Source organism: Streptomyces sp. TSRI0107 (assembly GCF_001905845.1).
Classification (GTDB): domain Bacteria; phylum Actinomycetota; class Actinomycetes; order Streptomycetales; family Streptomycetaceae; genus Streptomyces.
On record NZ_LIVZ01000006.1, the window covers coordinates 478,624 to 496,600 of the forward strand.

General features: G+C 72.4%; 19 protein-coding genes. 5 read left to right on the forward strand and 14 right to left on the reverse strand.

Features of this window, described 5'->3' with window-relative positions:
• Nucleotides 1-19: 19 nt before the first annotated feature.
• Nucleotides 20-2,761 carry an FxSxx-COOH system tetratricopeptide repeat protein gene (gene fxsT / locus AMK31_RS18770; RefSeq protein ID WP_073941689.1) on the forward strand — a complete coding sequence of 914 codons (2,742 nt, stop codon included), beginning with the start codon at nucleotides 20-22 and terminating at the stop codon, nucleotides 2,759-2,761.
• 79 nt (nucleotides 2,762-2,840) lie between these two features.
• Here fxsT and AMK31_RS18775 read toward each other — a convergent pair whose 3' ends face one another.
• The 8 genes from AMK31_RS18775 to AMK31_RS18815 form a co-directional block, all read right to left on the reverse strand.
• Nucleotides 2,841-3,263, reverse strand: a complete 423-nt coding sequence (locus AMK31_RS18775; RefSeq protein WP_107468650.1) for a DUF6087 family protein — start codon at nucleotides 3,261-3,263, stop codon at nucleotides 2,841-2,843.
• On the reverse strand, nucleotides 3,245-4,381 hold the full coding sequence (locus AMK31_RS18780) for a methyltransferase domain-containing protein (RefSeq protein WP_073941690.1): 1,137 nt from the start codon (nucleotides 4,379-4,381) through the stop codon (nucleotides 3,245-3,247). Before AMK31_RS18780 ends, AMK31_RS18775 begins: the two co-directional genes overlap by 19 nt.
• On the reverse strand, nucleotides 4,381-5,346 hold the full coding sequence (tgmB, locus tag AMK31_RS18785) for an ATP-grasp ribosomal peptide maturase (protein WP_073941691.1): 966 nt from the start codon (nucleotides 5,344-5,346) through the stop codon (nucleotides 4,381-4,383). The genes AMK31_RS18780 and tgmB overlap by 1 nt, the downstream gene beginning before the upstream one ends.
• Nucleotides 5,346-5,642 (reverse strand): putative ATP-grasp-modified RiPP, encoded by a 297-nt coding sequence (gene tgmA, locus AMK31_RS18790; RefSeq protein ID WP_073941812.1) that lies wholly within the window; start codon nucleotides 5,640-5,642, stop codon nucleotides 5,346-5,348. Before tgmA ends, tgmB begins: the two co-directional genes overlap by 1 nt.
• 407 nt (nucleotides 5,643-6,049) lie before the next feature.
• Entirely contained in the window at nucleotides 6,050-6,271 is a 222-nt protein-coding gene (locus AMK31_RS18800) for a hypothetical protein (protein ID WP_385311866.1), read from the reverse strand.
• A 426-nt stretch (nucleotides 6,272-6,697) separates the two neighbouring features.
• Nucleotides 6,698-7,948 (reverse strand): helix-turn-helix domain-containing protein, encoded by a 1,251-nt coding sequence (locus AMK31_RS18805; RefSeq protein ID WP_073941694.1) that lies wholly within the window; start codon nucleotides 7,946-7,948, stop codon nucleotides 6,698-6,700.
• Between the two features lie 144 nt (nucleotides 7,949-8,092).
• The gene (locus tag AMK31_RS18810; protein WP_073941695.1) at nucleotides 8,093-9,184 is read right to left on the reverse strand and encodes a C40 family peptidase; all 1,092 of its coding nucleotides are present in this window, start codon (nucleotides 9,182-9,184) and stop codon (nucleotides 8,093-8,095) included.
• Nucleotides 9,185-9,373: 189 nt separating this feature from the next.
• On the reverse strand, nucleotides 9,374-10,222 hold the full coding sequence (locus tag AMK31_RS18815; protein ID WP_107468651.1) for an SAM-dependent methyltransferase: 849 nt from the start codon (nucleotides 10,220-10,222) through the stop codon (nucleotides 9,374-9,376).
• 182 nt (nucleotides 10,223-10,404) lie between these two features.
• Here AMK31_RS18815 and mshA point away from each other — a divergent pair, with 182 nt between their 5' ends.
• The 3 genes from mshA (at nucleotide 10,405) to AMK31_RS18830 (ending at nucleotide 13,880) form a co-directional block, all read left to right on the forward strand.
• Nucleotides 10,405-11,742 (forward strand): D-inositol-3-phosphate glycosyltransferase, encoded by a 1,338-nt coding sequence (gene mshA, locus AMK31_RS18820; protein ID WP_073941697.1) that lies wholly within the window; start codon nucleotides 10,405-10,407, stop codon nucleotides 11,740-11,742.
• Nucleotides 11,735-12,250, forward strand: a complete 516-nt coding sequence (locus AMK31_RS18825; protein ID WP_073941698.1) for a YbjN domain-containing protein — start codon at nucleotides 11,735-11,737, stop codon at nucleotides 12,248-12,250. The genes mshA and AMK31_RS18825 overlap by 8 nt, the downstream gene beginning before the upstream one ends.
• Nucleotides 12,251-12,524: 274 nt before the next feature.
• On the forward strand, nucleotides 12,525-13,880 hold the full coding sequence (locus AMK31_RS18830; RefSeq protein ID WP_073941699.1) for a PP2C family protein-serine/threonine phosphatase: 1,356 nt from the start codon (nucleotides 12,525-12,527) through the stop codon (nucleotides 13,878-13,880).
• A 46-nt stretch (nucleotides 13,881-13,926) separates the two neighbouring features.
• Here the strand turns inward: AMK31_RS18830 and AMK31_RS18835 are convergent, their stop codons facing one another.
• The 5 genes from AMK31_RS18835 to AMK31_RS18855 all read right to left on the reverse strand — a co-directional run bounded on the left by AMK31_RS18835 (nucleotide 13,927) and on the right by AMK31_RS18855 (nucleotide 16,424).
• Nucleotides 13,927-14,259, reverse strand: coding sequence for a DUF2516 family protein (locus AMK31_RS18835; protein WP_198948518.1), 333 nt, complete (start codon nucleotides 14,257-14,259; stop codon nucleotides 13,927-13,929).
• Nucleotides 14,260-14,382: 123 nt separating this feature from the next.
• Complete coding sequence (locus tag AMK31_RS18840; RefSeq protein ID WP_073941700.1) at nucleotides 14,383-14,967, reverse strand: hypothetical protein; 585 nt, start codon at nucleotides 14,965-14,967, stop codon at nucleotides 14,383-14,385.
• Between the two features lie 77 nt (nucleotides 14,968-15,044).
• Nucleotides 15,045-15,443, reverse strand: a complete 399-nt coding sequence (locus tag AMK31_RS18845) for a helix-turn-helix domain-containing protein (protein ID WP_073941701.1) — start codon at nucleotides 15,441-15,443, stop codon at nucleotides 15,045-15,047.
• A gap of 163 nt (nucleotides 15,444-15,606) precedes the next feature.
• Nucleotides 15,607-15,948, reverse strand: a complete 342-nt coding sequence (locus AMK31_RS18850) for a hypothetical protein (protein WP_143204242.1) — start codon at nucleotides 15,946-15,948, stop codon at nucleotides 15,607-15,609.
• Nucleotides 15,949-16,082: 134 nt separating this feature from the next.
• Nucleotides 16,083-16,424 carry a winged helix-turn-helix transcriptional regulator gene (locus AMK31_RS18855; protein ID WP_073941703.1) on the reverse strand — a complete coding sequence of 114 codons (342 nt, stop codon included), beginning with the start codon at nucleotides 16,422-16,424 and terminating at the stop codon, nucleotides 16,083-16,085.
• Nucleotides 16,425-16,495: 71 nt separating this feature from the next.
• Between AMK31_RS18855 and AMK31_RS18860 the strand changes: the two genes are divergently transcribed.
• Nucleotides 16,496-17,401, forward strand: a complete 906-nt coding sequence (locus tag AMK31_RS18860; RefSeq protein ID WP_073941704.1) for an NAD(P)-dependent oxidoreductase — start codon at nucleotides 16,496-16,498, stop codon at nucleotides 17,399-17,401.
• On the opposite strand, the gene AMK31_RS18865 is transcribed toward AMK31_RS18860, so the two are convergent.
• Nucleotides 17,358-17,873 (reverse strand): HAD domain-containing protein, encoded by a 516-nt coding sequence (locus tag AMK31_RS18865; RefSeq protein WP_107468653.1) that lies wholly within the window; start codon nucleotides 17,871-17,873, stop codon nucleotides 17,358-17,360. The genes AMK31_RS18860 and AMK31_RS18865 overlap by 44 nt on opposite strands.
• Nucleotides 17,874-17,977 lie beyond the last annotated feature (104 nt).

The following is a 17,977-nucleotide window of genomic DNA, read 5'->3' on the forward strand; positions in this document are numbered from 1 at the left end:
CGCCGGGTGGGAGACGGGGATGTCCGACGAGTCCGAACTGATCTTCGTCAGCCATGCCGGGCGTGACCGCCAGTGGGCGGAGTGGGTGGCCTGGCATCTGGAGGCGGCCGGGTACCGGGTCGAGCTGGGGCTCTGGCACTGGCGGGCCGGCGACGACTTCGTGAAGAGGATGAACGAGGCGCTGGAGCGGGCGTCCGCCGTCGTCGCCGTCGTATCGCCGCACTACTTCGAGCCCGGCCGCTACACCGAGGAGGAGTGGCGGGCCGCGGTGGCCCGCCGGGGCCGGTTCGTCCCGGTGGTCGTCCAGCAGCTGGAGAGGGACGCCATGCCGGCGGTCCTGGCCTCCCTGATCCGCGTGGACCTGCACGAACTGCCGGACGAGGACGCGGCGGTCAAGGCCCTGACGGACGCGGTGCGCGGACCCGCGCGTCCGGAACGGGCCCCCGTCTACCCCCCGGCCGCCGCCCAGGGCCCGCATCCCCGCTTCCCCGCCGCCGCCTCGGCGTCGGCGGTGTGGGAGGTACGCCGCAGGCGCAACCCGCACTTCACCGGCCGGGACGACGTGATCGGCGACGTACGCCGGAAGCTGCTGGCCGAGCGGCACGCCGCCGTGCAGGCGCTGCACGGCACGGGCGGCATCGGCAAGACACAGGTGGCGCTGGAGTACGTGTACCGGTTCGCCGCCCAGTACGACATCGTGTGGTGGATCGACGCCGAGCAGGCCGAGCAGATCCCGGTGCACTTCGCCGAGCTGGCCGCCCGAGTCGGAGCCGCCAAGCCGGACGCCGGGGTGGAGGCCAACGCCCGGTACGCGCGGGAGTTCCTGCGAACCCGGGAACGCTGGCTGATCGTCCTGGACAACGCGGAGGACCCCGAGCGGCTGGAGCCGCTGCTGCCCGACGGACCCGGGCACGTGCTGATCACCTCCCGCAACCCGGCGTGGGGCAAGATCGTGCCGGGTCTCCAGCTGGGGGTGTTCAGCCGCGAGGAGTCGCTGGCCCACCTGACCCGTCAGCTGCCGTCGCTCACCGAGGAGCAGGCGTCCACGCTGGCCGAGGCGCTCGGCGATCTGCCGCTGGCGCTGGCACAGGCGGCCGGAGTGCTGAGCGACGGGATGCCGGTCGACCAGTATCTGCGGGTGCTGAAGACCAACACCGCTCAGCTCCTCGACCACGGCAAGGCACACGGTTATCCGGCCTCGCTGGCCGCGAGCATCACCATCGCCCAGGACCAGCTGAACGACGGCCACCAGGAGGCGGTCGCCGTGCTTCGGCTCGCGTCACTGCTCGGCCCGGAGCCGGTGCCGACGGGGTGGCTGGTGGCCGCCCGTTCCCGCCTGTCCACGGTCCCCGGCGACCCCGACGACTTCCGCTGGCCCCAGAACGCGCTCAACCCGCTGGCGCGGTACGGGCTGGCCGTGGTGGGTCCGGACGCGTTCCAGGTGCACCGGCTGACCCAGGCGGTCGTACGGCAGGAGGCGCGGGGCGGTGACGCCGGGGCACTGCGGGACGACGTGGCGGCGCTGCTGACGTCGGTGGATCCGGGGGATCCGGAGCTGCCGGGGACCTGGCCCGAGTGGGCGGTGGCGGCCCCGCATCTGATCTCGGCCCTGGAGGCGCTGAGTGAGCGACCCGAACTGCGCCCCACCCTGCTGAAGACCGCCGCCTACCTGGTACGCAGTGCCCAGCCGCACGCGGCCCGGCGCCTCGCCGAGACGCTGCACACGCGGTGGACGCGGACGCTCGGCGAGGACGATCCCGACACGCTGAGCGCGGCGCACATGGTGACCTGGGCGATGGACGGCCTCGCGGCTCACGCGGAGGTCCTGCCGCTGGTGGAGGACATCCTCGAACGGCGGCGCCGGGTGCTGGGCAAGGACCATCAGGACACTCTCAGCTCGGCGAACGACCTGGGGGTGACTCTGGGGCACCTGGGGCGGTACGCGGAGGCGTACGAGGTCCACCTGGATGTGCTGAACCGGCAGCGGGCGACGCTCGGGGAGCAGGCCCCCAAGACCCTCCGCGCCGCCCAGGCCCTGTCCGGCGCGCTGAACGACCTGGGCCGTCACAAGGAAGCCCACCGCACCGTCGCGGGGGCGCTGGAAGGGCTGCGCGCCGTGCTCGGGGAGGACCACACCGACACGTTTCGCACCAAGATGACCCTGGCCGCGGCGCTGAACGGCCTCGGCCAGTACGCGGCGGCCCACGACATCGTCAAGGACGCGGTGGACCGGCGCCGCGCCGTGTGCGGCGACGACCATCCCGACACCCTGCACTCCACGCACCGCCTGATGACCCCGCTGGGGCACCTCGGCCGGAACGAGGAGGCCTATCGCATCGGCTCCGAGGTGCTCCGGCACAGCCGCAGGGTGCTGGGCCACGACCATCCCGAGACCCTCGACGTCATGGACAGCATCGGCCTGACACTGCTCCGCATGGACCGGCCGGAGGACGCGCTCGCCGTCCTCGGGGACGCCCTCTCCCGACGCCGCCGCGTGCTCGGCGTCGACCACCCGCTCACCCTGGACTCCATGGACAGCCTGGCCAGGGCACTGCTCCACGTCGGCCGGTACACGGAGGCGGAGGAGCTGCTGAGAGACGCGCGCGGACGCGTCCGCCGGGCCGTCGGCCGCGAGCACCCCATCGCCGGCACCATCACCCACAGCCTGGCCAACGCCCTGGAGGCCCAGGGCAAGCTCTACGAGGCCCAGAAACTGAGGTCGGCCGCCGCCACCCGCAAGGGCGGGAAACGCCGCCGCTAGCCCCACAGTTCGCCGCTCGCCCCTCGCCGTCAGCAGCCTGTACGGGCGGGAGGTCTGTTGCAGACGCTTTCGCAGCGATTCAGGACGGGGGCGTGCCCGGTCGGCGGAACACCTCGGTCGGCCGCCATGGTTCGGGCCGTGGCGGCAGCTTGCGAGACTCGGGCAGCGCGACCCGCTCCGCACGCGCATGCGCATCGGGGCCGATTTCGCCGGTGGCCGCCGACAAGTTCTCGGCGACTCCTGCCGGCGTCCACTGGTGTCCGTCCCACTCCTGGATGGCACGCGGCGCGTCAGGGTCGACGTGGGCTCCCTGCTCCGCCCGATCGCCGAGTGGGGCGAGCCTGCGCTCCCCGCGTACGGGGCGGCGCCGCGCACGGCGTTCCGCCCACTGCTCAAGGGGCTCCTCGTCCATGGGGTGCTCCCTCCTTGTCGACTCGTCCAGTCTGCCGCGTCGGCCCAGCGGCAGGGAGCCGGCGGCCGGCATCACAGCGTTGCCGTCCATCCCCCTCGTGACAGGGTGGTCGTGCCGTCAGGGGTGATGGTGGCCTTGGCGCCGTGGACGGGGAGCTCCCCGTGCCGAAGCCACCACCATCGGATGTCGTCGAGTTCGTCGTACAGGCGGCGCGGGCCGGTCTGGTGCACGGTCGCGGTCTGCTCGCCCGGCCTGGTGTACGCCCGCGCCCAGGATCCGTCCGCGTGCAGCATCCACGTCATGCGCGTGCCGTCGTCACCGGTGCCGGTGCGGTGCTCGATGCCGGGCACCCGGAGGGACAGCATCGACCACACCTCCCAGGCCTGCATGACGTCGAGCACCGGGAAGGGCGACCTGGTGACGTCGTCCCCTTCCTGGTCGACCGCTTGGGCGAACACCTCGTTCAGCGCGGGCGGGTAGTCGTCGCCGGAGCGGGTGGCCATGAACGAGCCGCGGTCCCATTCGACACGTCCCCTGGCGCCGCCGTCTTCGGTCTTGTCCGCGGTGACGATCAGGCCCGTGCCCGCGATGGTGGTGACCAAGCGTCCACCGGGTGCAAGCGCGGACAGCCACGAGGCGGGGATACGGGGCATCGCGACCATCGACACGATCCGGTCGAAAGTGCCGGACAGTTCGTCAGCTCCGGCGTCCCCGGTGACGGCTGCCGGGTGCAGGCCGATCCGGTCGAGCCGCTCGGCGGCGGCCCGGGTCAGGTACGGGTCGACGTCCAGCGTGGTCACCAGGTGGTCGCCGAGTCGCCGGCAGGCGAGGGCGGCGCTGTACCCGGAACCGGTGGCCAGGTCCAGCAGCCGTACGCCCGGGGTGAGACGGCCGTGGCGGAGCATCGTCACGACCAGGCTCGGCAGAGTGGAGGACGACGTGGGGTGCCCCGTGACGGGCTTGCCGGGAATGGCGTGGTCGGCGTGTACGGGGCCGATGCGAGTCACGAGCGTGGTGTCCGAGTAGGCGGCCGCTGCCCACACTCGCTCGTCGGCCGGGCCGTCGACGGTGTTCCAGCCGTCCCGGCCGGGGGTGAACCAGCGCTCGACCAGCGAGTGCCGGGGCGTCTCCCGGACAGGGGCCCACCAGTCCGATCCCGGGTGCGCGATGGTGTCCGCGAGGGCGGCCGCGTGCGACTTCCAGTCCATCAAGTGACTCCTTGAAGATCATCGGCAATCGCTTCGGCGATCGGCAGGCCGGTAGCGCCTTGAATCCAGTCCCACTGGCCACACGGATTGACCTCGAGGAACGTCCACTGCCCGTCGTGGCCCACGATGAAGTCTGCCGCGCCGTAGCGCAGTTGCAGCCGCTCCATCAGGCGCCGCATCCCCGCGGCCACCGGCTCGGGTACGTCGGTGGTGGTGTAGGCCAGAGTCCCGTAGTCGCTGCGCCAGTCCTCGTAAGCGGCCTCACTGCCGGCGCGGATGGCGGCGGCGAGCATGCGCTCGCCCACCACCGTGAGACGCACCTCGTGCTCCTTGTCGACCCAGGCCTGGAAGAGGTGCGCGGTGGTGTCGATCCCCCGCAGGTCGGCGAGGTCTTCCCGGCTCAGGCGCCGCGTGTATACGGACTTGAGCCGGCCGTCCTCGATGAGCACCGGGGAGGCGACCGGCTTGCAGACGACCGCCCAGCCGGTCGCAGCGGCGAAGGCCCATACGTCCTCGGCTCGGTTCGTGATCAACGTGGTCGGGATGCGCAGCCCGCAGGCGCGCGCCGCGGCGAGCTGCACGGGCTTGTACTCGGCGCGCGCCATGGCGGTCGGATGGTTCACCCAGCGGCATTCCAGGGCGGACAGGATGCCGCCCAGGCCGGCGCGGGCCTGGGCGGCGGCGAACCTCTCCTCCGGGCCGGACATCCCCTGGGGGAACCGGAACGCCCCGGGAGCGCGGTAGTAGACCGCGCCGACCCGGGACAGCTCCACCGTCCGGTGCTCGGTGGTGAGGACGCCCGTCCACGCCTGCCCCTGATCGATCCTTCCGGCCAGGGCGAGCCGTTGCGGGAAGTCGGCGGTGTCCATGCGGAACACCTCGGCCCCGCGGCGCTCCAGCTCGACGACGACTCGGTCCGTGGACCAGTCGTCGGCGGCGGCGATGATCAGGACGGGCGCGGGCATCAGTCCTTCGGCCCCTCGTCCAGCGGCGGCGGATTCTCCGTCGAGCCGTCCGGCACGGTCGGCGTGTGCGTGTTCGCCATACAGGTGAGCAGGCCGCCACCGTCGGAGAGGTTGACCTGGCGGCTGTGGTCGTAGGCGTGCGCCGGGATGCGGACGGCGCCGGTGGAGTCGGGGACGCGGGCGAAGCGCAGGGCCCACGGCCGGGTCTGCGGGGCCGACGGGGGTTCCGTACTGTGCGGGGTACGGCCTCCGGACGGTGTGAGGGGAAACGCCTCACGATCCAGAGCTGTTGTCACGGCCATCTCCATTCGGTTGTGATGCGGCGTCCGACGCAGAGCGGTACCAGATCGTGGGGGCGCTGCGCCGAGGGATTGTCTGTCTGGTGGCCCGGCTCGTGTGCCTGGCCCGTGCGGTCGCCGTGAGGGTGTGTCAGGACGGCGTCCGCGCCGGCACCGGAGCGAGGACGGGAGCGGTTACGGCGGCCACGTGCAGCGGCAGGTCGACGAGCACTGTCACGAGCACCCGGCCCACGGATGGCAGGAGCAGCCGCACCGGGGTTGCAGGAGAATCCCACGCCCGTGGGGCAGCGGAATGTCGTCGGTCCGGCGGCACTCGCGGTGCAGGCCCTGGTACTCCGGCCGCTTCGCGAGCGTGCACTCGGCCGACAGCACCACCGAGTCTCCGACGGGAAACGTGGTCGCCTTCACGCCTTCTCACCTCGCGACCGGGCATTCGCCACCGATACGCCGGCGCTGAGCGCTTCCTCGGCCGTGACCGGCCGTAACTTGTCCGGCTCCGCGTCCCACTCGGTGCCGCCGCCGAACAGGCGCAGCTGCACGTACGGACCGACGAAGCCCATCACCCTGCCGACCCTCTTCGCGCCGGTGTCCTCGACCACGTCCCCGAGGCGGGGCTCGTAGGTCACCCCCATTGCTCACCCCCGAAGGGGCCCGCCTGGGCGCTCGCGTAGATGTCCGTCCCCAGTCTCGCCACATAGGGCCGGACAAGGACGCCCATGTGCTCCCACGACGCCTGTGCGGGCGGGGCGGGCCGCACCCGGCGGTGTCTGCGGGCGGCAACAAGCCGCGCACCCCGGACATCCTGTGACGGCTGACGAGGGAGGGTGGCGGGCACCCCGGGAGGCATGGTGGTGCGGCGGTGCCGACCCGACACCCGGGGGCCGAACAGGACCACTCTTACCCATTCGAGTGCCTGTGATAGGAAAGCCAATGTCGGCGCTCCTCAGTAGCGTTGGCCGCGCCCCGGGGCCGTTTGCCCGGCCGCCGGGGTCCTTGACCAAGACCGTAGAAGCGCCTGCACCCGATCGCCGACCGTAATCCGGTCGCTACGCTCAGGCGGCGAGGATGCCGATGCGTGCTGCCAGGTCGGCGGCACGCCGCCTGCGGGGGGCGCGGGTCGACTCCACCTCTTCGAGAAGGATCACCCGCGCGTAGCCGTTGTACCGGATCGTCTCCGGGGCGGCCTCGAATGCCTTCTCGAGAGAGGCGAGCGCGGTATCCGGCTGGTTGTCCAGCTGGTAGCCGCGGGCCTCCTCGATACGGTGCCGGGCGCGGCGCGGCCTCGACTTGATGACGCTCTGGTCGGCGCGTGCGGCCTGCCGCACGGATTCGCCGCCCTGGTGCAGCTCCACCGCGACCGTCACCGCGTGCGCGCCCATGACGGCTCGCGAGAACGACGTGACCGGGTGGAAGTAGTCGGGCGGCAGCCGCTCCGCCATCTCTCGGGCCTTCTCCCAGTGCCGCCACGCCGTACCGGTCTCCCGTCGGCGGGCGGCGGTGTAGCCGAGCTCGAACTCCAACGCCCCGGCGATTGCGAGGACGTCGTCGCCGGCGTCCGGCAGCAGCGGGTTGAGGAAGCCGACGGCCTCGCGATTCACGGCGTCGGCCGCGTCGAAGTGCCGCTGCCCTGAGTCGCGGTGCGCCTGAGCGAGCAGCCATGAGGCGACACCGATGGTGTGTGGGTCCTCGCTCTCCTGTGCGGCGACCATCCCGCGCTCGGCGACCCGCCACAGCAGAGAGCTGTCCGGCTGGTAGGCGATGAAGAACTGGCTGAGGCTGTACGTCTCCGCGAGCAGCGCCTGAGCCCGGCGGCGCTCCGCAGCCGAATCCGCGTGGCGCACGAGAGCCTGTGCGTCGCGGATCAGGTCCGGCAGCAGCCGGCCGATCGCCTCACGGTGGTTCCTCGAGGCGTGCCGCTCCCGCCAGGCCGCGTGCAGGCGGGCCTCCAGGTGCGCGATCGGCGGCGGGTCGACGTTCGACGTGAGCGGGAACGAGTCCACGGCTGCCTTCACCGCGCCCAGCCGGGGATGGCCCGGGCCGACGAACAGGTCGACGCGAGCGTCCGGTCGCCCGGTCAGATCCGCCAGGTCCCGCACTCGCAGCGCCTCAGCGATCCGCATCACCATGTCGAGGCCGGGGGACTTCTGTTGCCCGTTCTCGATCTTGCGCAACGTGTGCGGCGAAATGCCGACGAGGTCCGCGAGCTGAGCCTGCGTCATGCCGCGGCGCTCGCGCAGAATCTGTGTTCTCTGGCCGAACCGCAGCGGGTCGGCGTACGGGTCGGGGGTAACATCCTCAGACATCACGGCCTTGCCCCTCCTGGCAGCTTCGTCACTGCCAGAGTAGGGGCAGGGCTGTTCTCATGTGAGGGTCTCGCGATCGCCTGATCACTGCCGATCGCTCGTGGGCGGAGCTCATGCCGTGCCACCGCACGACGCGTGCCGCACTCAGGCCCCGTCCGGCCGCACAACCCCCAGAATCGGCATCGACCCCGCCCCCGCGACCGTCACCGTGCGCCCCGGGCGCGGGGCGTGGACGATGGTGCCGTCGCCGATGTACATGCCGACGTGGCTGGCGTCGTCGAAGTAGATGACGAGGTCGCCGGGGCGCATGTCCTCGACGGGGACGCGGGTCAGCTGCTGCCACTGCTGCTGGGAGGTGCGGGGGATGCCGCGGCCGGCACTCGCCCAGGCCTGGGAGGTGAGGCCGGAGCAGTCGAAGGAGTCGGGGCCCTCGGCGCCCCACACGTACGGCTTGCCGATCTGGGCCGTGGCGTACTTGACGGCCTGCTTGCCTTGGGCGGTGGCCTTGCCGTCGAGGTCGTCGAGGATGCCGGTGTCCAGCCAGTCGTCCTGCGCCTTGCGGGCGGCCTCGCGCTCCAGTTCGGCGAGCCGTTCCCGCTCCTCCTTCTCCAGCTGGGACTCCAGCTTCTCGGCCGCCGCGATCTGCTTCTCGATCTTCTTCTGGGCGGTGGCCTTCGCCTTGCGGTTGGCCTCCAGCTTCTTCCACTGGGCGGAGGCGTCCGCGGCGTACTGCTCCAAGTCCTCCTGGGTGCGCTTGGTTTCCTCGATCAGGTGCTTGGTGGCGCGTTCGCCCTGGCGGACCCGGCCGGTGCCGTCCAGGAATTCCTCCGGGTCCTCGCTGAGCATGAGCTGGGCCTCGGGCGGGAGGCCGCCGGTGCGGTACTGGGCGGCGGCCGCGGCGCCCGCGCGCTCCTTCAGCTCGGCCAGCTTCTCCTTGCCCTTGACGATCTTCTTCGCCAGCTCGACGAGCTGCCGGGACTGCTCGTCGGCCTTCTCCTCCGCCGCGTTGTAGGCGTCGGTGGCGGCGGCCGCCTCGCGGTAGAGCTTCTCCAGCCGCTCGCGGACCTCTTCGAGTTCCTTGTCGGTGGAGGCCGCCGGGGACGAGGAGGCCGAGGGGGTGGGTGTGGGACGGGGTGCGCCGGCGGCGGCGAACGCCGGGCCGGGTGCCGCCAGTACGGTGACCGCGCAGACGACGGTGACGGCCGCCGAGATCAAGCCACGCCTGCCCCTTGCCATACCTCTGCCCCCAAACTGATTTACCGTCAGTAACTTAGGTCGCCTGAGGGATCGTGCCATGCCGTGGCGCAAAACGACAGAGGCCGTGAATCACTCCCCCGATCCGCCCGCCGTACGACGATCCGCCCGCCTGTGTGACGAACGACTCACGGAGATCGTTCCGGTGGGGGCGCGCGGGGCGCGCAGGCGTCAGCGCGGCGCCAACGCCTCCCAGGTCAGGGTCACTTCGCCCTGCCGCCACCGCGCCGGACCGTCCGTCACCGGCCAGTCCGCCGTCAGCTCGCGGACCGCGCGGATCCAGCGCTGCCGGGCGCCGTAGGAGGCGTAGGGCGCGGCAGCGGCCCAGGCGCGGTCGAAGTCGCGCAGGAAGGCGTGCACCGGCTCGCCGGGGACGTTGCGGTGGATCAGCGCCTTGGGGAGCCGTTCCGCCAGGTCCGAGGGGCGCTCCAGGGAGCCCAGCCGGGTCGCGAAGGTCACCGTGCGCGGGCCCTCGGGACCGAGTGCGACCCACACGTGCCGCCGGCCGATCTCGTCGCAGGTGCCCTCGACCAGCAGCCCGCCGCGCGAGCCGGTCTCCGGGTCGGCCGGGGCGAGCCGGGCGCACAGCCGCTCCCAGACGGCGGCGACCTGGGCCTCGTCGTACTGGCGCAGCACGTTGGCCGCGCGGATGAGGTGCGGGCGCTGCGGGACCGGCACCTCGAAGCCGCCGTGCCGGAAGGTCAGCCCGTCGCGCTCGTACGGCCGTGCCGCGGCGACCCGCGCCGGTTCGATCTCGATGCCGACCACGCGCGCGTGGGGCGCCGTCATGCGCAGCCGCGTCAGCAGTTCCACGGCCGTCCAGGGGGCGGCGCCGTAGCCGAGGTCGACGGCGACGGGGTCGGGGGCGCGCCGCAGCTCACGGCCGTGCGTGGCCGCGATCCAGCGGTCCATGCGGCGGAGCCGGTTGGGGTTGGTCGTCCCGCGCGTCACCGTTCCCACGACGGCCCCGCCGCTCGAGCGAAGCCGGGAGTGGGGGCGGGTCGCCGCGCGGGAGGTCATGGATACGAGGGTAGGCGGCCTGGAGAGGCACGCGATGGACGCTCGAACGGTTGAGCGAAAGTGGGTAATGATTAGGCAAAGAAGGGCGCGGCGGAAATGGAGTGGCCGAATCCAGTGTTGCCGCCTCTTGGAGGGCCCGCACGTCCTCCCGCAGGCATGCCCGCAGCAAGGAGGAACGGCCCGTGAGCCAGTACATCGGCAGGCTCGGACGGCGCTCCCCGGCCACACCCGCGCGGCTGCGACTGCACCGCAGGCCCCGCCGCGTCGCGATGCTCTCCGTGCACACCTCCCCCCTGCACCAGCCCGGCACCGGCGACGCGGGCGGCATGAACGTATACATCGTCGAACTCGCCCAGCGGCTCGCCGCGATCAACATCGAGGTCGAGATCTTCACCCGGGCCACCACCGCCGCCCTCCCGCCCACCGTCGACCTCGCCCCCGGCGTCCTCGTCCGGCACGTCGACGCGGGCCCCTACGAGGGCCTGGCCAAGGAGGAGCTGCCCGCCCAGCTGTGCGCCTTCACCCACGGCGTGATGCAGGCCTGGGCCGGCCACCGCCCCGGCTACTACGACCTGGTCCACTCCCACTACTGGCTCTCCGGCCACGTCGGCTGGCTCGCCGCCCAGCGCTGGGGCGTCCCCCTGGTGCACGCCATGCACACCATGGCCAAGGTCAAGAACGCCAACCTCGCCGACGGCGACACACCCGAGCCCGCCGCCCGCGTGATCGGCGAGACCCAGATCGTCGCCGCCTCCGACCGGCTCATCGCCAACACCGCCGAGGAGGCCGGCGAACTCGTCCGGCACTACGCCGCCGACCCCGCCAAGGTCGCCGTCGTCCACCCCGGCGTCAACCTCGACCGCTTCTCCCCGGCCGACGGCCGCGCCGCCGCCCGCGCCCGCCTGGGCCTGCCCCAGGACGCCCTGATCCCGCTCTTCGCCGGCCGCATCCAGCCGCTGAAGGCGCCGGACGTGCTGCTCCGCGCGGTCGCCGTCCTCCTCGACGAGCACCCCGAGCTGCGCCCCCGGATCGTCGTCCCCGTGGTCGGCGGGCCCAGCGGCAGCGGCCTCGCCAAGCCGGAGGGCCTGCAGAAGCTCGCCGCCCGCCTCGGCATCGCCGACGTCGTCCGCTTCCACCCGCCCGTCGGCCAGGACCGCCTCGCCGACTGGTTCCGCGCGGCGTCGGTCCTGGTCATGCCGTCGTACAGCGAGTCCTTCGGGCTGGTCGCCATAGAGGCGCAGGCGTCCGGCACGCCGGTCCTCGCGGCGGCGGTCGGCGGCCTGCCGGTGGCGGTGCGCGACGGCCGTACCGGCGTCCTCGTGCAGGGCCACGATCCGGCCGCCTACGCGCGCGTGCTGCACGACTTCGCCGCCGAACCCGCTCTGGCGGACCGGATGGGCGCGGCCGCCGCCGCGCACGCCCGCTCCTTCGGCTGGGAGGCCTCCGCGGCCACCACCGCGGAGGTGTACACGGCCGCGCTGCAGGCCCACCGGCGTCGCGTACGCTCGCCCCATGGGTGAGTCCACGGGTGAGGCACAGCAGCGGGCCGCGCAGGTCATCGAGGACGTCCTGAAGGACGCCGAGCTGGAGTGGGAGGGCCCCGAGCCCGGCCACTTCGTCGTGAAGCTCCCCGGCACCCGCAAGCTGTCGACGACCGTCTCGCTGATCGCCGGCCGCCACTCCCTCTCCCTGAACGCCTTCGTCATCCGCCACCCCGACGAGAACGAGGCCGGCGTCCACCGCTGGCTCCTGGAGCGCAACCTGAGGCTCTACGGCGTGAGTTACGCCGTGGACCCGCTGGGCGACGTCTACGTCACCGGCAAGCTGCCGCTGGCCGCGGTCACCGCCGACGAGGTGGACCGCCTCCTCGGCCAGGTCCTGGAGGCCGCCGACGGCGGCTTCAACACCTTGTTGGAACTGGGCTTCGCGAGCGCGATCCGGCGGGAGTACGAGTGGCGGGTGGCGCGCGGGGAGCCGACCCGCAATCTGGACGCGTTCAAGCACCTGATCGAGCGCCCGGCCGACTGACGGGGCGGAGCACCCAGTTGGTGACCTGGCCCACGTGACGCACTCCACGTCACGGCCCGCGCCAAACCCCGCCAGGACGTGACGTTCGTCATCACCGGCCCCCCGTCACCCTGTCCAACTGCGGTACGGAACGCGGCATATGACAGCGGCCCGCGTCGACCCGGGGTGCCGTAGACCATTCCGCTGCGGCGCCGACACCCGCTATGGTCCCCGTCGGTGGGTCGAGGTCCCTCGCCCCGCCGTGCCCTCGGGGGGAGGGAAGGAAGTAAAGACAATGCCCGTACCCGTACCGCGGCAGAGAGCGATCCCGGCCGTGGAGAGTGGTCAGGCGCCCGCCGCGTCCACCGGCGGCCCCTCCGGAGAGTCCGGTGCCGTGGCCCCGCGCAAGGAAGACACGGCCCAGAACATCTCCGACACCGTCGGCAAGAGCACCGACGGCGCCACCGTCGCCCATACGAACCTGACGCTGCTGCTGATCGAGGACGATCCCGGCGGCTCGACGATCGTGCCCGAGCTGCTCGACCAGGCCGGCAAGCCCATCCGCGTGCGTACCGCCCGCAACCTCACCGAGGCCGAGCGGCTGCTCACCGACGACGTCCACTGCATCCTGCTGGACCTCGCGCTGCCGGCCCCCGGCCGGGCGGGTGAGGCCGACGACGACGAGCTGTCCGTGCTCCGCCACGTGCTGGAGCTGGCGCCCCGGCACGCCGTCCTCGCCCTCACCGCGTCCGGTGACGCCGAGCGCGGCGCCGAGGCGGTCCGCGTGGGCGCCCAGGACTACCTGTTCCGCGACGAGCTGGACAGCCGGCTGCTGAGCCGGGCCATCCGGTACGCCGTCGAGCGCAAGCGGTCCGACACGGCCGAGCGGCGGCTCGCCGAGGGCCGTCTGCGCGCCCAGGAGAACGCCCGCCTGGAGCGCGGCCTGCTGCCGACGCCACTGCTGGAGGGCTCCGCGCTGCGGTTCGCCGCCCGCTACCGGCCCGGCCGCTCCCGCGCGCTGCTCGGCGGTGACTTCTACGACGTCGTACGCACGCCCGACGGCACCGTGCACGCCATGATCGGCGACGTCTGCGGGCACGGCCCGGACGAGGCCGCGCTCGGCGTGGAGCTGCGCATCGCCTGGCGCGCGCTGACGCTGGCCGGGCTGTGCGGGGACGAGCTGCTGAACACCCTCCAGCAGGTGCTGGAGCACGAGCGGTCCGACGAGGAGATCTTCGCGACGCTGTGCACGGTGGACATAGCCCCCGACGGCCGCCGCGCGGGCCTGTGCCTGGCCGGCCATCCGGCGCCGCTGGTGGCCCGGCCCGGCCGGGAGCCGCGCCTGCTGCCGTACGACAACAACGGCCCCGCGCTCGGTCTGCTGCCGGGTGCCCGCTGGCCGCGGATGCAGGTGGAGCTGGGCGCCGAGTGGAGCCTGATGCTCTACACCGACGGGCTGATCGAGGGCCGCGTCGGCGAGGGCGGGGACCGTCTCGGCCAGGACGGCATGGTGGACATGGTGCGCCGCCAGCTGGCCGCGGGCCTGAGCGGCGAGCAGCTGCTGCGGGCCGCGGTGAACGAGGTCCGCGAGCTGAACGGCGGCGAGCTGACGGACGACGTGGCGGTACTGCTGCTCGACCGGGTGCCGTAAGGGACACCCGGGGAGACCCCTGGGGGAAACCCGGAACCCCGGGGGCTCAGCGGCCGCCGTTGTACGGGCCGTACGGGCCGTCGCTGCTGGAACCGCGGCGGCTGCGGCCGCCGCCGGGCATACCGCGCAGGGCCGGCCGTACGTCGACCATGTACACGATCGTCGCGATCAGGCCGATGATCGGCAGGAACGACAGGATGCCGAAGATCAGGCTGACCACGAGGGCCAGACCGAGGATGATCAGCCAGAACGGCTTGGTCTGCTTGTCCGCCGCGCGGTAGGCGTCCTCACGCCGCGTGGCGGCATCGATCAGCGCGAAGCCGGTGAAAAGGATCAGGGCCAGGTTCAGCAGCCACAGGAACCCCGCGAAACCCTGCATCAGCACAACGTCCACCACCCGACTCGGCTTGTCCTTACGCGGTCACCGTACCCGCAACCGCCTTCCCGCTACCCGGGACAACGGACCGGGCACCCCCCGAGTGCCCGGCGGCCCGGTGTGCCGTCACCCGGCGGACGGCGTGGTCTTCTTCGCGGTGGGCTTGCGGGCCGGCGCCTTCTTCGCCGGCGTCTTCCTCGCGGCCGGCGTCTCGGCGGGCTCGTCCTTGACCGCGACCGGCTGCGGCTTCGGCCCGGGGTCGGGCTCGACGGCCACGGCCAGGTCCTCGATGCCCTCGGCAGCCTCGCCGCGCCAGGTCCGCACGGCCTGCTCGCCGTGCTCGGCGACCTTCTCGTACGTCTCCCTGGCCTTGACGGCGTACTCGGCGGCCACGCCGACGCCGCGCAGGGCGAGGTCCTGGGCGGTCTCGCCGAGCTTCTTCAGGTCGACGTCGAGGCCGCCGATCAGCTCGGTGACCTTGGCCTGGAGGCTCTCCTGCGTCTCCTTGACGCGGGCGGTGGCCTTCTCCTGGACGGCCTTGGGGTCGGTGTTGCGGACCGCCTCGATGCGCGCCGGGGCCTCCGCGCGCAGCTGCTCGACCAGACCGGGCACCTTCTTCGCCTGCTGGAAGGCCAGGTCGGCGGTGCCGGCGGCGAAGTAGAGCGGAGTCGGGTCGCTGAAGGTCTTGCGCAGGTCGTCGGTGATGGCCATGGTGATGGTCCTCCCGGATCACTGTTCGGCTGAGGGTTGGGCGGTCCGCGGCCGCCGGCCGGTGTTCCCTGGTCCGGTCAACCGGCCGTCTGTCGCGGACCGGCATCACTCCGCGCGGGTGTCTCCTCGTGCCCGTTCTCCTTGCGGAACGAGTCGTAGACCTGGAGCAGCACCTGCTTCTGCCGCTCGTTCAGCGTGGGATCGGCCAGGATGACCGCCCTGGTCTCGACCTCGTCCCGGCCGTGTTCGGCGTCCAGGATCCCGGCCCGCACGTACAGCGTCTCGGCGGAGATCCGCAGCGCCTTGGCGACCTGCTGGAGCACCTCCGCGCTCGGCTTGCGCAGCCCGCGCTCGATCTGGCTCAGGTACGGATTGGACACCCCGGCGGCCTCGGCGAGCTGCCGCAGCGACAGCTGGGCGTTACGCCGCTGCTCGCGCAGGTACTCGCCGAGATTGCCGACGTTGAGCGATGCCATACGTCCACCATGCCGCAACCCTGCTAACAATTGCAAGCACCCTGCTTGCAAGAGCACCCGCCTGTCGCACCGCCGCCCGCCGCCCGGCGGCCGCGCCCCGCGACGAGGAACGGGGCCCCTGGGCGGGGCCCCGGCTGGGACGTTTCCTGACGTGGCTCGGGGTTCAGACGACGTCGAAGGTGTTCTCCGTGTGGTCGCGGGAGCCCGATCCCGGATTGACGAAGATCAGCACGTTGTGCGAACCCTCACCGAGACGGCCGAGCCGGACGAAACCGGCGACGGCCGGATCGCCGGGGTTCAGGAAGTCGGAGCTCCACTCCTCGACGAAGTTGCCGTCGACCTCGACTCCGACCCGGGCATTGCCACCGGCGTCGCCCACATTGGCCAGTTCGAAGCTGATCCGGGTGCCGGCGTCGTGATGAGGGCGGTGGTGGTTGTCGGGGTTGTCCGAAGGATCGGGCATCACCCCGATGCCACCGTCCCCCAGCTCGAACATCGCTGACATGGCATCTTCCTCCTCCGAACTCCAGCATGGCACGGCCTCCTCGGTGCCGCCTGCCGAGGGAACACCCACAAAAAAGTGGGTACTTGGCAGCGTCCGGCGTCCGTAAGAGGCTGTTCGCAGGTGATCAGGGCGGGTCAGGACGCCTCCGCGAGCCGGTCCAGGCGGCGGTGGCCCCAGTCGGAGAGAGGAGCGAGGGCCTCGGACAGTTCACGGCCGAAATCGGTGAGCGTGTACACCGTCTTCGGCGGCAGGACGGCGAACGCCTCCCGGTGCACCAGACCGTCCTCCTCCATCTCACGCAGGGCCTGAGTCAGCACCTTCTCGCTGAGGCCCGGCAGCTTCCGGCGCAGCTCGCCGGGGCGGTGCGGGCCCGACTCCAGCAGCCACAGCAGGGCCGTCTTCCACTTGCCGTCGATCACCGAGATCGCGGCGGTCACTCCACAGACATTCAGATCCCGGGCACGGCTGCGCGTCATATTCGCCCCATTCGCCTTGATTTGTCAGTCAGCTCGTCAGTCAGTTCTCGAACAACCGCAGGAGCTTCTTCATGTCCACCAACGTCACCGACCCCGCGTCCGCTTCCGTCACCGTCGTCGGCCTCGGCCCCATGGGCCGTGCCCTGGCCGGCGCCTTCCTGGACGCGGGCGTGCGCACCACCGTATGGAACCGCACCCCCGGCCGGGACGCCGAGCTGGTGGCGCGCGGCGCGCTCGCGGCCGGGTCGGCGGAGGAGGCCGTCGCGGCGAGCGATCTCGTGGTCGTCTGCGTGGTCAACTACGACGCCTCCGACGCCGTCCTGCGCCGCGAGGCCGTCACCGACGCCCTGAAGGGCCGTACGGTCGTCAACCTCAGCGCGGACACCCCGGACCGAGCCCGCGACACCGGCGACTGGGCCGCCCGGCACGGCGTCCGCTACCTGGACGGCGCGATCATGACCCCGACCCCCACCATCGGCACCCCCGACGCCGTCTTCCTGTTCAGCGGCCCCCAGGAGCTGTACGCGGAGCACAAGCCCGTCCTGGACGTGCTCGGCGGCGCCCACACCCACCTCGGCGAGGACATCGGCCGGGCCGCCTCGTACGACATCGCGCTGCTGGACATCTTCTGGACGGCGATGGGCGGCTACGCGCACGCGGTGGCCGTGGCCCGCGCCGAGGGTGTCTCCGCGCGGGAGCTGGCCCCGTTCGCGCAGGGCATCGCCGCGATCCTGCCGCCGCTCTTCGAGGAGTTCGCCGACGACGTGGACAGCGGCACGTACTCGGGCGAGCTGAACCCGATCACCTCGGGGGCGTCCACCATGGCGCACATCGTCCACGCCTCCGAGGCGCACGGCATCGAGGCGAGTCTGATGCGGGCGATCGAGGGGCAGGCCCGCCGGGTGATCGGGCTGGGTCACGGCTCGGACGGGTTCATGCGGGTCGCGGAGGTGCTGGGGCGCGCCCGGCGTCCCTGAGCCACGCCCGCAGCACCGCGAGGTCGGCTTCCCTCAGGCCGTACCGGTGGTCCACGCGGTGCAGCAGCGCCGGGCCGGGGTGGTGTGCGGTCACCCAGGCCCGGTCTGCGTCGGTGATCTCGTCGTCGACCCAGACGAACGGCCGGCCCGCGGCCCAGGCGACCAGCGGGCCAGTCTTCCAGTGCCGCCCGCCGCGCGGCGGGTCCTCGGCGCCGGCCAGGTCCACGACCGGCAGCGGGGGCAGCCCGAGCCACGGCGCCAGCAGCGCGTTCGCGTCGTCCTGCCAGGTCGTCGCCCACACCGGCTCGCAGCCCAGGGCGAGCAGCCGGGGCCCGAGCGCCGGGTCGACCCGGTTCAGCAGGGGGTGGCCGGGGGGCGGCGGGCCGTGCGGGCTCTCGTACACCGGGTACGGGCCCGGTCCGCCGAACGGCAGCAGGGTCCCGTCGATGTCGAGGAAGAGCAGTGCGCGCACGAAAACGACCTTGCCGCACCGGCGGGTCCGCCGCTAGCGTCTTCGCCATGACTGCCGGGTCGGCCTTGTGCCGTGAGCGAGTTGGGTGCCCGGCCTCTGAGTGA

Coding starts and splice junctions, on each gene's coding strand:
- fxsT (WP_073941689.1), top strand. CDS start 20: ATGTCCGACGAGTCCGAACTGATCTTCGTCAGCCATGCCGGGCGTGAC.
- AMK31_RS18775 (WP_107468650.1), bottom strand. CDS start 3,263: ATGGACGGCAACGCTGTGATGCCGGCCGCCGGCTCCCTGCCGCTGGGC.
- AMK31_RS18780 (WP_073941690.1), bottom strand. CDS start 4,381: ATGGACTGGAAGTCGCACGCGGCCGCCCTCGCGGACACCATCGCGCAC.
- tgmB (WP_073941691.1), bottom strand. CDS start 5,346: ATGCCCGCGCCCGTCCTGATCATCGCCGCCGCCGACGACTGGTCCACG.
- AMK31_RS18805 (WP_073941694.1), bottom strand. CDS start 7,948: ATGTCTGAGGATGTTACCCCCGACCCGTACGCCGACCCGCTGCGGTTC.
- AMK31_RS18810 (WP_073941695.1), bottom strand. CDS start 9,184: ATGGCAAGGGGCAGGCGTGGCTTGATCTCGGCGGCCGTCACCGTCGTC.
- AMK31_RS18815 (WP_107468651.1), bottom strand. CDS start 10,222: ATGACCTCCCGCGCGGCGACCCGCCCCCACTCCCGGCTTCGCTCGAGC.
- AMK31_RS18825 (WP_073941698.1), top strand. CDS start 11,735: ATGGGTGAGTCCACGGGTGAGGCACAGCAGCGGGCCGCGCAGGTCATC.
- AMK31_RS18830 (WP_073941699.1), top strand. CDS start 12,525: ATGCCCGTACCCGTACCGCGGCAGAGAGCGATCCCGGCCGTGGAGAGT.
- AMK31_RS18835 (WP_198948518.1), bottom strand. CDS start 14,259: ATGCAGGGTTTCGCGGGGTTCCTGTGGCTGCTGAACCTGGCCCTGATC.
- AMK31_RS18840 (WP_073941700.1), bottom strand. CDS start 14,967: ATGGCCATCACCGACGACCTGCGCAAGACCTTCAGCGACCCGACTCCG.
- AMK31_RS18845 (WP_073941701.1), bottom strand. CDS start 15,443: ATGGCATCGCTCAACGTCGGCAATCTCGGCGAGTACCTGCGCGAGCAG.
- AMK31_RS18850 (WP_143204242.1), bottom strand. CDS start 15,948: ATGTCAGCGATGTTCGAGCTGGGGGACGGTGGCATCGGGGTGATGCCC.
- AMK31_RS18855 (WP_073941703.1), bottom strand. CDS start 16,424: ATGACGCGCAGCCGTGCCCGGGATCTGAATGTCTGTGGAGTGACCGCC.
- AMK31_RS18860 (WP_073941704.1), top strand. CDS start 16,496: ATGTCCACCAACGTCACCGACCCCGCGTCCGCTTCCGTCACCGTCGTC.